Source organism: Ruegeria sp. CK2, from assembly GCF_056536585.1.
Genome location: NZ_JBQFPW010000003.1, coordinates 131,151 through 146,099, shown reverse-complemented (window position 1 = coordinate 146,099; position 14,949 = coordinate 131,151). Strand labels below are relative to the sequence as shown.

Below are 14,949 nucleotides of genomic sequence, written 5' to 3'. Positions count from 1 at the left end.
TATGCTGATGGGCAACATAAGGGTTCCAGCAAGTGGAAGGTCAAGTGTTGATGCTAACTTTCTTTCCCAATAACTTTGCGTCGACTTCCGGCGCCTCCATATCTGCGTGCAATTGATCCTCGTCCAGGCCAAGTTCCCGAACAACTTTCATAACAGTGGCCTCAGTGGCGCAACCGTTCAGAGCCATAAGCGCCCAATGAAATTCTTCGTATTTTCCCTGGTTTCGTGAGACAAGCGCGGTGCCTGCCGCCAAGTCGGAACCTTCTCCGAGTATGCGCCATTCTCAATAAACAACTCGGGCATCGGAATCGCCTGCGATTGCATTTTTCACGACCGGGGCCGCGCGTTTGCAATACGGGCAGTTATAGTCAAAAAGCTCGACCACGGTTACATCGCCTTCCGGGTTTCCGATGACAGGCGCATTCGGATCTTGTTCCAGCAATTCACGCTGATTTTCCAAGACACTTCCAATTGCTTCTGCTTTTGCCCGATCCTCGCGCTGTTGAAGCAATTGAATCGCCTGCATGATGATCTCAGGGTTTTCCAAAATGGCTTCGAGAGCCAGTCGTTTTACATCGGCTTCAGACAGCTCGTCGGCGCGAGCCGTAGGAACGCCAATCGACATGGCGATGGCGATTAAGCCTGCAAGTATTCGTTTCACATCAGTTTCCTTCCGTTTGTTCTGCCTCGGTGCGCTGCTCTTGCAGCTTGCGTTCCCGATCCGGCCAACTCTTCTTGATGAAGGCGAGGATGTCCCAGATTTCCTGATCCGACAGAGTATCCTCGAAACCTGGCATACCGCTTTTGACGTCAGTGACCCCCATCTGTTTTAGTGTTTGGTCCCCGCCAAGCTTTGTATAATCGAACAACAGCTTGTCGCTGTGATGCCAAGTGTGCCCTGTTCGGTCATGCGGGGGTGCCAGTAGTACGCCATCTGCACTGGGTGTTTGCCAATCCGGCTGACCCTCCAAAGCTGCCCCGTGGCATGACGCGCAGTTTTCGGCGTACAAAACTGCACCACGTGCCGAATCCGCCGATGCACTGTTCTGTGCACGCCCACTCAGGCCCCAGCCAGCGACCGCGACAATGATCACCACAGCAGCCAGTGACACCCATTTCGCCGCGCTCTTGTTCATCACACCACGCTCAGCCAGGTCTTCATACCACCGGCCTGATGCGACAGCATGTGGCAATGAAACAGCCAGTCCCCCGGGTTATCCGCAACGAACGCAATCTCCCGCGTTTCCATTCGGTCAACCAGTATTCCGTGCCAATGGATTGCCGTAGGCTGAGGCAGTGAATTCAGGAGCGTCCGGCGAACCGTTTCGCCCTGCCGGGCACGAATTTCGGGGCCCGGAACACCGCCATCATATCCCCATATCTCGGTTTCAGGATAGCTGTCGGGGGCAACACGTGCCAATCCTGAACGCGCCTCGATTATTCGGGGGGCGGTGGCCGCCCTCCCGATAGCCGGCACCGCGAGCAGTGCAGACGTGCCTGCAACGAATTGCCTGCGATTGAGCTTCATGAAGACTTCCTTCCAAAGAATACTTGATCTCTCACTGGATTATCCCCCGTCGTGCACATCCAGCAGATAGGTTGCCATCGCCTTCCGGTCATCGTCTGTCAGAAAACTGGTGCCGTAGTTCACGACCTCCCCCATGGCACCACCGAAGACATCGCCATCCGGCATGACACCGGTGCGCAGCGCGTAGGCCAGATCATCTACAGTCCACCCACGCTTTTGCAGGGTCTCAAAATCGATGGCCGGCGCTTTGTCACCGCCCGGCAGAGAGTCGCTTCCCTTGAAGTGTTCGGTGTCCGAATTTCTTGCGCCAGCCAGGTTCCTCCCGGTGTGGCAGGCCGCACAATGCGTGGCACCTTCGACCAGTAGCCGGCCCCGGTTCCACACTTCGTCATTGCCCGGCACGGGATCAGTGCGGGGTGGTTCCAGAAAAGCCGCGCGCCACAGCTTCAGGCCCCATCTCTGATTGAAGGGGAACGCCATTTCCTGCTCTTTTGACGGTTCCGCTACCGGTGCAACCGTTTGCCAGGCGGCCCAGAGATCGGCGATATCCTGATCTGTGAAGTTGGCATAGAACGGATAAGGAAAGGCCGGGTAATAGGGTTGTCCATCGGGCGACACACCCTGACGTACGGCGCGGGCGAACTCCTCGATGGTCCAATCACCGATCCCGTGATCGGGATCAGTAGTTAGATTCGGTGAATAGAGCGTGCCAAATGGTGTATCCAACTCCACCCCACCAGCCAAGGGCGCCCCCCTTTTGGCAAAATCTGTGTGGCAAGCGATACAGCCACTTGCCCTTGCCAGATAAGCACCACGGTTAACGTCACCCTGAATGTCGAGAGCTTGTAAGGGCTGGCCAATTGGCCAAGCCATCACGGCAACAAGTCCCGCTGATGCCGTTACGGCGGCAGCAAGGCCCAATCGGAATACCGGTCTCATGACGCATTCCTATTCCGACCGAAATTGCGTGTGACACGCCGAGCATGTCTGGCTCAGCATCATGAACACACCATCTGCCGGCATTTCAGAAAGTTGTGCCTGGTTTGGACTGTCGCCCATCATTCCGGCACCCATCATAGAACCGCCACCCATCATGGATGCGCCGGCCATCATGCCCGAACCTTGCCCCGATCCGGACATCATCAACCCGTTGTCCGCCGCAAGCACGAGGCCTTCAGAGTAGGTTTCCAACTGGCTGGCCAAATCTGCAAAGGAGCCCCAATCCTGCCAGATCTCCGATTTGGCCTCCGAGGGTTTGCCATCAGATCCCTCTGGAAACAGCTTTGTCATACTCTCGCCAGCGTGACGCCCGATTTTCTTGGCCTCGCTTCGTACCATTTGCGCATTGTAGGGCGTTTTCCCCTGCATCATCGGCGTAAGGATCTTCATGCTGTCCTTCATCGCGGACATACCATCCATGCGTTCTTTTACGATGCCGGTTGCGCCACCATGCGCCAGGGCTGCGGCTGCGAACAGAGAAACCAGGGCAACGCCTGTAGTCATTTTTAGAATGTTCATTGTTTTGTCCTTGTCGTCTGCTTCGACGCGCCCATGTTGAGCGCAATTCGACTGGTCAGATCAGGACACGCGGCGGTGGTGGGTCAAACGCCGCGATACCGAGAACCCGGTATTGGGCTCGAGGGATCGAGTATCTTTGTTCAGTATCTTGGGGGCCAGACGGTATTGGACCCATCGAAAATAGACCAACAGCGTTGCAAATCGTTCCGCCATGACAATGTCCGGGATGACCCTGCTTGACATGCTCAACGTCCGCAGAGTCCGTTTGGTCAGTCACATGCTGTGACCCACTGCCATGCGCATGAGCAGCATCGGCCATCACAAGCATCCCACCAATGGCCAGCACCACTGACAGGATGATGTAACGAATTGCACTGCCCATTCGGCTCGTCACCTTCAGAAAATCCCGTTTTCCTGCTGCAGCTCTCTGATATACGCCACGATGCCTTTCACATCCGCACGGGTCAAGCCATCGACCGGCGGCATATTGCCGAACTTCCAATGGTGTGCCCGAACTCCATTCTGGACTGCCACATAAAATGACTCGTCCGAATGGTGGCTTGGTTCATAGATTTTATGCACCAAAGGTGGTGCAAGGCCTTCCAGACCTGTTGCATTCGCGCCATGGCACGTCGAACATTTGACGTCGAATGCCACTTTGCCGACGGCCGCAAATTCGCTTAGCTGGTCCGGCAGATTGACGTTTTCGATTGGGTCTCCTTGCTCCAGTGCTGACGTATCGGGTGGCGTCATCGAGTGACCTGTTGGTTGCTGGTTAAGGTTGTAGACGATTGCAGCAGCACCTGCGATCGCTACCCCGGCTATCAAGAGTGTAAGCTTATCCATCTCAGTGTTTCACATGATTTTCAGTTGTTCTGTATTAGCAGGCGTCCGAAAGACTAACTGACCAAGGTCAAATCAGTTTTACCTGCGTACCAATGGTGGCGAGTTCAAACAGTTCAGCGATCTGCTCATTGTAAAGACCGATACAGCCGTTCGAAGATTTCCGGCCGATTTTTCGCGTATCGTTGGTGCCATGAATTCGATAGTACTGCCAGCTCAGGTAAAGTGCATGCGTGCCGAGCGGGTTCTCCGGACCGGGCCCTACATAATCAGGCCACGCTGGATTGCGCTCTTTCATAGCCGGTGTCGGTCGCCACGACGGCCCTTCGACCTTTCTTATGATCGTCGTGTACCCAAGCCGCGTGAGGTCTTCCGTGAGTGGGACGCTGCTTGGGTACAGACGATAGACGCTTTGATCCTCGGACCAATATTGCAGCACTTTAGACTGCGTGTCTGAGAGGATAGCGCCGTTTTTGAGGGTCTTAAAATGGTCCTGGCATTGCGCTACGCGAAACGACGATACATTGCGATGCGTACCGGCAGTTGATCCGGATTGAGCCCAAACGGCCGGTGTGGGAATAAGTGTCGTCGCAGCAAATCCGGCAATCACCCGGCGGCGTGAAATGCCGTGTCTATTTTTGCTCTGCTTCATGCCTGCCGTCCAAAACGATTATTGTTGTTACTCGACTCAATTTACTCGTATGCCCGGTTCCTGCGCTGGAAGGTCAACATGCAAAAGCTTTGCATAAGCGATATGTCATTTGGCAGGTCACAACGGCTGGGTAGGGATTTAATCCCCAGAGGCGCACTCAAATCATCAAGCCGTTGTGGAAAAACAGTTTTCTTGGACGTGTCCTCAGGCCGCTTCAAACCAAACTTGGCTATTTTGAATTGGCCGAGCACAAAAAAGCAACGCTAACAATCGCTTAGTTCTTGGTGAATTGAAGTGATCTCCCGCCGGTGCGAGGGTAACAGTTACTACAACTGACAATCATAGTGGGCTACGCGTCATGTCCTCCAAGAAAGCTTTGCAAGCACTGGCCGTACTTTTGTTCATCAGCGCCTGTACCGAAACAACATCGCTATCTGCAGATAGCGAGCCCGGAACGCTTTCGCGAGTTCCGGACGCCGTCGCCGAGATCGCAGCCCCTGGGCAGGACCTGACCGCTGTTAAAATCATGCCAGAGGATGGGTGCTATTGGTATCGCTACGTTGGGCCGGTCGAAACAACCTTCCTGCCACTCAGGACTATTGACGGGCGCCCGATCTGTACGCGCGCCTGACAAGCACCTGTTAGCTGGTGGCGGTCAGAAGCCGCTCGGGAGGGTAGAGATGCGCCTTAGACCCTGCCCTGACGCGATCATAAAGCCCGATGATATGCGGCATAGCCATCCTTACGCAGCCGGAACTTGCGCGACCTCCGATGGATCTTGGGTAAGGTGTTCCGTGAATTCGCAAGTATGTATCGCGACTACCTTCGTATAAATACAACGCCCTTGATCCCAATGGGTTTGTCGGCCCACCGGGCACACCATCCGCAAATTGAGTATATTCCTCAGGGTCGCGCTCAATCATTTCAGCAGTGGGAGTCCAACGCGGCCATTTGGCCTTTCGCTTGATTGTGTAGACTCCGGGTTCGTAAAGATTACCCCGCGCAATGGCTACGCCGTAACGCATTGCCATGCCACCGTCTTCGATGAAATACAGATAGCGTGCGACAGCATCGACATGGATGTCACCCGGAACAAGTGCTCGGTTGGTTTGCACGCGCTGAGGCAGGAAACGCGGGTGTAGCCCCCAAGGATTAGATTTCGCGGGATCAAAATTGGGCGGTGTTACCCTGGCGTCCCATGCCGCCCATTGGGAAGAAGTAGATGCTGTAGTGCGTGTCGAAAACAACGGCTGAGAAAGCATCGCTAATGAAGATGCAACAAAGTGCCTCCTGTTAAGCATAGTTCCCACCGCTCCCAGTTTTTTGAAGCCCCAGAAAAGGCAAATCGGTTCGTAACATCTCAAGTATTGAGCGATGTGTCTATTCATTCATGGGGCCAGAGCAATCTTGCTGGCAACGTGATGCTTTTTGCCAACTGTGCTTAGATTTTATCATAGAGAGGTGCGTCGAAGTTAGTAATCTCCAGTCTCAGCTCTACGACGCTCTTCTATGACACCCCTACCCGCTTACCATGCCGACTTGCATATTTTCGCCCTTGTTTTATTGGTGTGAGCTCTTTTGACTTGATATCGAAAACCGTTGTGGGTGCAAGCCTACCCAGGGTTCGAATCCCTGTCTCTCCGCCACTCATTCAGAGTCGCAAAACCCTTCTGACAGCACAAATCGATAGCATCGCTGCTTGTTGGTCGGTTCGTGGCGTTTGCAAGGCGCTCAGCGCAAGAAAATGACCGGGCACATGCGTGTTGGCGTGTTATCGCCACGCCCTACCTGCCAGATCAGCGTAGCATGGCTCATGCCCGTATTCTGCTGACATTTCTCGGGAATTCCCCTTTGCGACTCGCTAGCGTTGACCCATCCCGGCGACACATTTTCCAAAGGAGACACACATGTCGCGTACTCTTATTGTTGCAGTCGTCATCGCCGCAATTGGCGCTGGCGGATACCTTTACCTCAACCAACCCGAGCCGACACCGGCCGAGCAGCTTCAGGCAGCCGAGCAGGATGTGAACGATGCTGTGGACGAAACCGTTTCCGCTGCTCAGGACACCGCGACGGATGCGGCAGATACGGCCACGGATGCAGCCACTTCCCTGACGGATCAAGCCGCAGATGCGGTGGACTCAGCGGCTGAGCAAGTTGGCGATGCAGCATCTTCACTGACTGAACAAGCCAACGAAGCAGCGTCGTCGGTTGCTGAACAGGCCGGCGATCAGGTTGCTGCAGTGGCAGGCCAAGGTCAGGACCTGTTCAACTCCTGGATTCAAGGGGGCATGTTGACGATACAGAATTTCGATTATGAAACGATGGTCGCATCAGTTGAGAACAGTACTTTGACCGAGGAAGTTAAGACTGGCGCAATCCGAATCCTTGATGACATCAAGGCCTCGCCGGAATTGGTTGTCGAAAAAATGCAGGATTTGCGCAACCTGCTGACCCAACAATAAAAACCAAAGGGCCGATCCGACGGGTCGGCCCTTTGCCGCGCATCTGATGAGCTGCCGCGACGTAAGATCCCGGTTTGGTTGACCCGGCGCACCGCTTTTGTTTGGGTTGCGTCAAACTCCAGCCTGTATCGCAGCCAGAGCTTCCCCGCCTGAACCCTGGTTATCGGCGACCCGGTCGCGTGCTATACATGCGCTTTTAAGGATGAAAAACATGTCTGCTCTTCCCTCCTCGATGTTCGCTACAATTCTGAAACATGACGGATATTCTGGCGCAATGACCGGGCCTGTGATCGACGATGCCGCGGATTGGCTGGCTGAGGCGGAGCTGCCAGTTCCCGAACCGGGTCCGGGGCAGGTTCTGATCCGTTTGCGGACCGCATCCGTCAACCCTTCTGACATGCATTTCATCAAGGGTGAATATGGGCAGCCACGCGTTAAAGGTGCGGCTGCTGGTTTTGAAGGATGCGGGGATGTCGTCGCTATAGGCAAAGGCGCTGAGGCTCTGCAAGACCAGCGCGTTGCCTTTGTTGCGGCAGGTTCCGGAGCATGGGCTGAGTACGTTGTGACTCAGATGCAGATGTGCATCCCACTGCGCCCCGATATCTCGGACGACGACGGAGCGGCGCAGATTGTGAACCCGCTAACCGCGATGGCGATGGTCGATATGGCAAAAGAGGCGGGCGAGGCGTTTGTCGTTTCTGCTGCAACCAGCCAGTTGGGCAAACTGATGTGCAGCCTGGGCCGGGATCTCGGGTTGAAACCGATCGCTTTGGTCCGCCGTGAAGAGACGGTCGAGTCGCTGAAAAACCTGGGCGCATCCGAAGTTTTGGTCACTACAGACCCAGACGTGGTGCAGAAATTCTCGGACCTGAGCGCGACGCTAAAACCGCGCGTGTTCCTGGATGCGGTGATGGACCAGCTTTCTGAACAGCTGTTCTGCGCCATGCCCAATCAGGCGCGTTGGGTTTGCTATGGCAAGCTGGGCAGCGACTCGCCTACGCTTACACAGACCGGGCAGTTGATATTCATGGGCAAGCGGATCGAAGGGTTCTGGCTGACCCAATGGATGATGTCCACGCCCCCCGCCGATCAGATGCGTGTGGTGGCCGAGGTTCAGGCGCGTTTTGCCGATGGTCGGTGGAAAACTGATGTGTCGGAACGGCTTACGTTGAAGAATCTGATCCCAAATCTCGCCGATGCGCTGAAAAAGAGTGACGGAAAGGTGATTATCACGCCATAGTAGAGCAAGACCCGCGCATCTAAGCAAACCTGCGGGCTGTTCAAACGTCGGGCCACCGACATGGGGAGGAGAGTTTGGATAACGCGCAGCTGCTGATCAGCGGGCTGGCGAATGGCTGTGTCTACGGCCTGATCGCGCTTGGCTTTGTTCTGATTTACAAAGCGACCGAGGCTGTGAATTTTGCGCAAGGCGATTTCATGATGCTGGGCGCCTTCGTCACCATTGGCCTGACAAATACTGAATATATGGGCCTGCCCTTTTGGCTGGCTCTGCCGATCTCACTGGGGATCATGGGGGCTTTGGGCTACCTTCTGGATCGCCTGATCATCCGCCGCTTGTTTGGGGAAAGCCAGACCGCGGTTGTCATCCTCACCATCGCATTGGGTTTTGTGATCCGGTTTGTCGCTGGTCTGATCTGGGGACACGAACCGCAGACGCTGCAAAACCCGTTGGCCGGCAAAGAAGTCCGGTTTGGCGGGCTGGTTCTGGGGATGGAGGACGTGGCTGTCATTGTCGTCACGATCCTGCTGACCTGGGGCCTTTACGTCTTTTTCAGCAAAACAAGATTGGGGCTGGCGATGCAGGGCGCGTCCCAGAACCAGCTGGCTGCCTATTACATGGGTATCCCTGTCAAACGTGTTCAGGGGATTATCTGGGCTTTAGCCGGAGTGGTGGCCGGAATCGCTGGCATTCTTTTTGCCGCCAAAGGGTCTGTTGATCCAACCACCGGCCTGTTGGGAATAAAGGCTTTTGCAGCTGCCGTGATAGGTGGGTTCGGCAGCCTTCCCGGTGCCTTGGCCGGAGGATTGATTGTTGGTGTGATAGAACCCTTTGCCAGCCGTTACATAGCGGCGGGTTATAGTCAGATCGCGCCATACGCCTTGCTTCTGGCGGTCCTCATATTCAGGCCCAACGGGCTGTTCAGTCAGGTTCGGGTCAAGAAGGTCTAAACGCATGCGGATTGTTTTCAAAACGGATTACATGCAGGATATCAGGCCGTGGAAAGACAGTTTTCAACTGACCATGTACTTGATCCTGCTGGTAATTGTCGCCGCAGCACCTTGGCTTCTGGATGACTTTTATCTCGGCGAGCTGACCAACGTGCTGATCTGGGCCATCGCTGGTCTCGGCCTGATGATCCTAACGGGGCACACGGGTCAGGTTAGCCTGGGCCACGCAGCGTTTCTTGCCTTTGGCTGTTATGCCAATGTCATCCTGATTGAAGCTGGAGTTCCCTTCCTGATCGCCTTCCCTCTGGCGGGTATCCTGACCGGGATTGCCGGCGTAACGGTCGCTATCCCTGCCCTGCGCCTGCATGGCATATACCTTGCGATTTTCACCATGGCCCTGTCCATCCTGATGGACGACGTCATCGTATTGACCGAACCGATCACCGGCGGTGTCGCGGGTAAGTATCTGGGTGGCGTAGAAATCTTCGGCCATCTGGTCGACCGTTGGGCGACACCAGATCAGTTCTTCTGGCTGGTCCTGATCGTCGCTATTTTTGTAACCCTTGGGTATATCAATCTGCTGCGCGCACCGTTGGGGCGCAGCTTCATTGCCGTGCGCGATTCCGAGGTCTCGGCGCAGGCGATGGGTGTGGACGTTGCCAAAACCAAAACGCTCTCGTTTGCGCTGTCTTGTGCGGTGACCGGATGGGCCGGCGCGCTGATGGGGCTTTATGCCGGCGCGTTCAACAACGAAACGTTCAGTGTCATAATCTCAATCCAGCTGCTGATGATGATCGTCATCGGCGGCTTGGGCTCAATCCACGGCGCCTTTCTTGGGGCTATCGTCATTGGCTTTCTGCCGCAGTTCTTGTCGATCTCGAAGGAATACGTTGCGGCGGCGTTTGGTGGTAACACGGTCGCCATCCCGGGGCTGGAATTTGGCATCTTCGGCGTGATCCTGATTTGCTTTATCCTGTTCGAACCCATGGGCATGTATGGCCGCTGGCTGAAAATCCGCACTTGGTTCGAGCTTTTCCCGTTTTACCGCAAAGACATGTTCAAACGTCAGAAATCCTATCTCAAGACGGAGCGTCTGAGATGAGTATGCTGGAGTTTGAAAACGTCACGCTAAAGTTCGGTGGCCTGACCGCTGTGAATGATCTGTCGTTCGAGATTCAAGAAGGCGAGGTGTTTGCCATCGTCGGACCCAACGGTGCCGGTAAATCCACTGTATTCAACCTGATCTCGCGCTTTTACGATCCCTACGCAGGCTCAATCCAGTTTGACGGGCATGATCTGCTACAGGTGAAACCCTCGGGCGTTGCTGAATATGGGGTCGCGCGCACGTTTCAGAATATCGAGCTTTTCGAGCACGCGACTGTCCTGCAGAACCTGCTGGTCGGGCGGCATCGACATCGCAAAACCAATCTGATCTCAGAGATTCTGTTCACCCCCTCGGCGCAGCGCCAAGAGTTGGAGAACCGCGAAAAAGTTGAAGAAATCATCGATTTTCTCGATCTTCAAGCCTTCCGTGACAAGATGATTTCAGGCCTGCCCTATGGTGTGCGCAAAGTGGTCGAGGTCGCCCGCGCGCTGGCCACCGACCCAAAATTGCTGCTGCTGGATGAACCGGCCTCGGGCCTGTCTGTCGAAGAGACTACGGACATGCGCTGGTGGATCGATGACATCCGGCGGCAGATGGGGATCACGGTGTTGATGGTCGAACATGACATGGGGTTGGTATCCGGCGTGTCTGACCGGGTTTTGGCCATGGCCGACGGGGCAAAACTGGCCCTTGGCACCCCAGCCGAGGTACAGTCGCACCCCGCCGTGGTCGAGGCGTATCTGGGGAAAGCTTCATGAGTGAGCCAATCCTGAAGATCCGCAATATCGAGAGTTTCTATGGCCCGATCATGGCCATCCGTGGTGTCTCGCTGGATGTTCACCCAGGTCAGATCGTTTCTATTCTTGGGGCCAACGGCGCGGGCAAGACAACGCTGATGAAGACCGTGTCCGGTGTCATGGATCCTGAAAAGGGCAAGATCACCTTTGATGGGCAGGACATCCAAGGGTCTGAACCGCACAAGGTCGTGCAGAAAGGTATCGTACATGTCCCCGAAGGGCGCGAAGTCTTCCCCCTGCTCACAGTGGATGAAAACCTGAGCCTTGGGGCTTATACGCTGACAGACAAAGCGCAGATCGAACGCGACCGGGACTTGGTTTTTAGCTATTTTCCGGTTCTGAAAGACCGTCGCGGGCAAGAGGCCGGAACCCTGTCAGGCGGTCAGCAACAGATGCTGGCAATCGGACGTGGGCTGATGGCCAATCCCAAGATCATGCTGTTGGATGAACCCTCGCTCGGCCTGTCCCCGTTGCTGGTACAAGAGATCTTCGGCATCCTCAAACGCCTGAATGATGAACAGGACATGACAATGATGCTGGTTGAACAAAACGCCCACGCAGCTTTAGAACTGGCCGATCATGGATATGTCATGGAGGTTGGCCGCATTGTCATGGATGGCGCGGCAGATGTTTTGCTAGAATCCGAAGACATTCAGGATTTCTACCTTGGCGCTCAGCAAGACGGCGCGCGCGAAAATCGCCGCTGGAAGCGTAAAAAGACGTGGAGGTGACCCGGATGGAGAACAGCCCCCTGCCCGCGCAGATCACGATCAACGGCGTTCAGTTTAATGCAACCCCGGGACAGCGCCCGCTGCGTGTGGATGGATGCGTCACGATTTGCCAGTTGTTCCAAAGCCGCTGCGCCGAGTTGGGTGATCGCACAGCACATCGTGAAAAAGACCTCGGTGTCTGGAAATCCTATTCCTGGGCCGATTACTGGCAGCATGCCAAATGGATCGGACTGGCCTTACGCCAACTGGGACTGGAGCGCGGTGACGTGGTTTCCGTCCTGTCCGAGGATCGCAAGGAATGGGCCTGGTTCGACATGGGCATCCAAGGGATCGGCGGGATCGCCTCTGGCGTCTATACCACCGATGCCGCCAACCAGTTGCAATACCTGATCAATGACAGCGGCAGTCGATTCCTGATCGTCGAGGACGAAGAACAGCTGGACAAATTTCTGGAGATCGAAGACGAGGTTCCCGATCTGCTCAAAGTCATCATCCTGGAAGACGAAGGGCTGCACGAACTAGATCATCCGCGCTGCATGATGATTGGAGACCTTTACGACATTGGCAAACAAGCCGAGGCAGAAAACCCCGGATTGTTTGAAGCGGAGGTAGCGCTGGCAAAACCGCAGGATACAGCGTTGCTGGTCTATACGTCTGGAACAACCGGTCAGCCCAAAGGCGCGATGCTGAGCCATGAAAACATACTCGCCGCCATCGAATCCGGTGCCCGCGCCCTGCCCACGTTGGCAAGTGACGAACAGCTGTGTTTTCTACCGCTGTGCCACATCCTGGAACGCGATGTGTCGGTCTTTTACCCGTTGGCGGGCAGATGCACGGTGAATTTCGCCGAAAGCCCCGAGACGGTGTTTGCCAACCTGCAAGAGGTGTCGCCAAGTACATTCACAGCCGTCCCGCGTGTGTGGGAGAAGATCTATTCTCAGGTCCAAATCCTGACCCAAGATGCAACACCCTTGGGGCGCCTTGCGTTTGGCATGGCCTTAAAAGCAGGACTGGCACGTGCTGAGTATCTGACATCCGGCAAGCCAGTCCCAGCGGGTGTTGCTGCGCGATATTGGGTTTGGGATCATTTGGTCCTTAAAAACGTACGGCGGATGCTGGGCATGGATAGGCTGCGTCGTGGTGGATCCGGTGCAGCTCCGATTTCGACCGAGTTGCTGAAATGGTATTGGGCCATTGGCGTTCCTCTGGTTGAAGGGTTCGGGATGACCGAGACGGCAGGCCTCGCGTCACTCAACACGACAGAAGAAAACAGGATCGGCACAATTGGCCGGGCTGTTGCAGGCAATGACATCCGCATTTCGGATCAGGGCGAAATCCAACTGAAGGGCATGAATGTCTTTCAGGGGTATTGGCGCAACAACGCCAAAACGGCGGAAACCTTTACTTCGGACGGCTGGCTGCGCACGGGCGACTTGGGACATATCGATGATGACGGCTACATCACCATCACGGGTCGGTTGAAAGACATCATCATCACAGCCGGCGGCAAGAATATCACCCCGGCTGAAATCGAAAGCCGATTGAAGTTCAGCCTTTATGTCTCGGACGCGGTCATCGTCGGAGATCAGCGGAAATTTTTGTCCGCGCTCATCATGATAGATCAGGAAAACGTTGAAAAATTTGCACAGGACAGAAAAATTCCGTTTTCGAACTTCGCTTCTCTCTGCGCGGCACCCGCAGTGAAAGAACTGATAGGCGCCGAAGTGGCTGCCGTGAACAAGGAATTTGCGCGCGTTGAACAGATCAAGGATTTCCGTTTGATCGACGTTTTATTGACCGCCGAGGACGATGAACTGACCGCGACAATGAAACTGAAACGCGGGTTGGTGGAAAAGAAACACGCACATCTCATTGAAGACATGTACAATTAGAAAAAACGTTAACGGGAGGAAAAGATGAATAGCATAATCAAACGGCTGGCCGCGGCCACCGCTTTGACGGCGTCAGCGACGCTGGCCTGGGCAGACACACAAGGCGTATCCGACGATGAAATCGTCATTGGCTCAGTCAATGATTTGAGCGGGATTTTTGCCGCCGTTGGTGTCCCGGCGACCAAAGGCGCCAATGTGGTCTTTGATCGGGTGAACGCCGAAGGTGGCGTGCATGGCCGCACCATCCGCTTTGTGGTCGAGGATAACGGCTATCAGATGCCGCGTGCGATGCAGGGCTATAACAAGCTTCTGAACCGCGACAAGGTGTTTGCCATGTTGCAATCGCTAGGCACGCCGATGAACGTTGCGGGGTTCAAACTGCTTGACCCCAAAGGCATCCCGAATGTCGCCCCACTGACAGCGGCCAGGCAGATGCTGCAAGAGCCGATGGACAACAAGTTCACGTCGTTCTCGACCTATTTTGATCAAAGCCGTATCGGCGTGAAATACCTGGCCGATCAGTTCGGATCACAGGCGGTGTGCACCATGTACCTGCCCACCGATTTTGGTGAGGAAATCCTGGAGGGCAGCAAAGCAGGTGCGGAAGAGGCTGGCATCTCTTTTGCGGCAGAGACCACGCATAAACCGGATGAAACTGATTTTGTTGGCTCGCTCAGCAAGCTCAAGGAAGAAGGGTGTGGCATCGTCACAATGGCCCTTGGTGTGCGTCAGGCGATCACTGTCGTCGGTACTGCCAAAAAGATGGGTCTTGCGGATATGAAGTTCCTCGGCACCTCTGCCAGTTTCCTGACCGTTGTGGCTCAGGTGCCCGGTGGTGTGACCGACGGGTTCTATGCCGCCGCGTCCTGGCAAGATCTCTGGGCGCGCGCCGACGAACCCGTTCCAGCCGCGTTTATCGAAGAGTACAAAGCCGCGACCGGCGAAGATCCGGTCGGGTTTGCGATGCTGGGTTATTCAGCGGCCGAGATGATGGTCAAAGCGCTGGATGCGGCGGGCCCTGACTTGACCCATGAGAGCTTTATCGCCGCAATGGAATCCCTCAACTATCAGGATGAGCTGGTTGGAAACCATATTTCGTATGGGCCTGATGACCATCAGGGGGCTGATACGGTGTTTGTGAACGTCGTAGAAAATGGCGCCTGGAAATTGGTTTACGAAGAGTAACCAAACCTGACTATCAACCGAAAGGGGCTGTCGTCCCTTTCGG

19 protein-coding genes are annotated in these 14,949 nt (G+C 55.2%); 9 read left to right on the top strand and 10 right to left on the bottom strand.

The annotated features are described in order from the left end of the window. Positions 1-40: 40 nt before the first annotated feature. The 9 genes from ACR0BU_RS06230 to ACR0BU_RS06190 all read right to left on the bottom strand — a co-directional run bounded on the left by ACR0BU_RS06230 (position 41) and on the right by ACR0BU_RS06190 (position 4,541). The gene (locus ACR0BU_RS06230; RefSeq protein WP_480735533.1) at positions 41-253 is read right to left on the bottom strand and encodes a thioredoxin domain-containing protein; all 213 of its coding nucleotides are present in this window, start codon (positions 251-253) and stop codon (positions 41-43) included. Between the two features lie 30 nt (positions 254-283). Continuing rightward, on the bottom strand, positions 284-661 hold the full coding sequence (locus ACR0BU_RS06225) for a thioredoxin domain-containing protein (protein WP_480735531.1): 378 nt from the start codon (positions 659-661) through the stop codon (positions 284-286). A gap of 1 nt (position 662) precedes the next feature. Beyond that, positions 663-1,136 (bottom strand): c-type cytochrome, encoded by a 474-nt coding sequence (locus tag ACR0BU_RS06220; RefSeq protein ID WP_480735530.1) that lies wholly within the window; start codon positions 1,134-1,136, stop codon positions 663-665. Then, complete coding sequence (locus tag ACR0BU_RS06215; RefSeq protein WP_480735528.1) at positions 1,136-1,528, bottom strand: multicopper oxidase domain-containing protein; 393 nt, start codon at positions 1,526-1,528, stop codon at positions 1,136-1,138. The genes ACR0BU_RS06220 and ACR0BU_RS06215 overlap by 1 nt, the downstream gene beginning before the upstream one ends. Before the next feature lie 39 nt (positions 1,529-1,567). Beyond that, positions 1,568-2,467 carry a c-type cytochrome gene (locus ACR0BU_RS06210; protein ID WP_480735527.1) on the bottom strand — a complete coding sequence of 300 codons (900 nt, stop codon included), beginning with the start codon at positions 2,465-2,467 and terminating at the stop codon, positions 1,568-1,570. Positions 2,468-2,476: 9 nt separating this feature from the next. Further along, positions 2,477-3,046: a c-type cytochrome gene (locus tag ACR0BU_RS06205; RefSeq protein WP_480735525.1), complete on the bottom strand. Its 570-nt coding sequence runs from the start codon at positions 3,044-3,046 to the stop codon at positions 2,477-2,479. A gap of 55 nt (positions 3,047-3,101) precedes the next feature. Continuing rightward, a complete protein-coding gene (locus ACR0BU_RS06200; RefSeq protein ID WP_480735523.1) occupies positions 3,102-3,428 on the bottom strand; it encodes a hypothetical protein in 327 nt (108 codons plus the stop codon). A gap of 14 nt (positions 3,429-3,442) precedes the next feature. Next, positions 3,443-3,892, bottom strand: a complete 450-nt coding sequence (locus ACR0BU_RS06195; RefSeq protein WP_298935536.1) for a c-type cytochrome — start codon at positions 3,890-3,892, stop codon at positions 3,443-3,445. Positions 3,893-3,959: 67 nt separating this feature from the next. Further along, on the bottom strand, positions 3,960-4,541 hold the full coding sequence (locus tag ACR0BU_RS06190) for a L,D-transpeptidase (RefSeq protein WP_480735521.1): 582 nt from the start codon (positions 4,539-4,541) through the stop codon (positions 3,960-3,962). Between the two features lie 358 nt (positions 4,542-4,899). On the opposite strand from ACR0BU_RS06190, the gene ACR0BU_RS06185 reads away from it, so the two are divergent. Next, on the top strand, positions 4,900-5,172 hold the full coding sequence (locus tag ACR0BU_RS06185) for a hypothetical protein (protein ID WP_299075281.1): 273 nt from the start codon (positions 4,900-4,902) through the stop codon (positions 5,170-5,172). 10 nt (positions 5,173-5,182) lie between these two features. Here ACR0BU_RS06185 and ACR0BU_RS06180 read toward each other — a convergent pair whose 3' ends face one another. After that, the gene (locus tag ACR0BU_RS06180) at positions 5,183-5,842 is read right to left on the bottom strand and encodes a L,D-transpeptidase (protein WP_480735520.1); all 660 of its coding nucleotides are present in this window, start codon (positions 5,840-5,842) and stop codon (positions 5,183-5,185) included. Between the two features lie 606 nt (positions 5,843-6,448). Between ACR0BU_RS06180 and ACR0BU_RS06175 the strand changes: the two genes are divergently transcribed. The 8 genes from ACR0BU_RS06175 (at position 6,449) to ACR0BU_RS06140 (ending at position 14,906) form a co-directional block, all read left to right on the top strand. Beyond that, positions 6,449-7,006: a hypothetical protein gene (locus tag ACR0BU_RS06175; protein WP_298935543.1), complete on the top strand. Its 558-nt coding sequence runs from the start codon at positions 6,449-6,451 to the stop codon at positions 7,004-7,006. Between the two features lie 211 nt (positions 7,007-7,217). Then, on the top strand, positions 7,218-8,246 hold the full coding sequence (locus ACR0BU_RS06170) for an alcohol dehydrogenase catalytic domain-containing protein (RefSeq protein ID WP_480735519.1): 1,029 nt from the start codon (positions 7,218-7,220) through the stop codon (positions 8,244-8,246). Between the two features lie 74 nt (positions 8,247-8,320). Beyond that, entirely contained in the window at positions 8,321-9,196 is an 876-nt protein-coding gene (locus ACR0BU_RS06165) for a branched-chain amino acid ABC transporter permease (protein WP_298935545.1), read from the top strand. A gap of 4 nt (positions 9,197-9,200) precedes the next feature. Beyond that, positions 9,201-10,298 (top strand): branched-chain amino acid ABC transporter permease, encoded by a 1,098-nt coding sequence (locus ACR0BU_RS06160; RefSeq protein ID WP_480735517.1) that lies wholly within the window; start codon positions 9,201-9,203, stop codon positions 10,296-10,298. After that, entirely contained in the window at positions 10,295-11,059 is a 765-nt protein-coding gene (locus ACR0BU_RS06155) for an ABC transporter ATP-binding protein (protein ID WP_480735515.1), read from the top strand. Before ACR0BU_RS06160 ends, ACR0BU_RS06155 begins: the two co-directional genes overlap by 4 nt. Then, positions 11,056-11,829, top strand: coding sequence for an ABC transporter ATP-binding protein (locus tag ACR0BU_RS06150; protein ID WP_298935548.1), 774 nt, complete (start codon positions 11,056-11,058; stop codon positions 11,827-11,829). Before ACR0BU_RS06155 ends, ACR0BU_RS06150 begins: the two co-directional genes overlap by 4 nt. Positions 11,830-11,834: 5 nt before the next feature. Beyond that, positions 11,835-13,721, top strand: a complete 1,887-nt coding sequence (locus ACR0BU_RS06145; RefSeq protein WP_480735513.1) for an AMP-dependent synthetase/ligase — start codon at positions 11,835-11,837, stop codon at positions 13,719-13,721. Positions 13,722-13,745: 24 nt separating this feature from the next. After that, positions 13,746-14,906: an ABC transporter substrate-binding protein gene (locus ACR0BU_RS06140; protein ID WP_480735512.1), complete on the top strand. Its 1,161-nt coding sequence runs from the start codon at positions 13,746-13,748 to the stop codon at positions 14,904-14,906. The last annotated feature ends 43 nt before the right edge of the window (positions 14,907-14,949 follow it).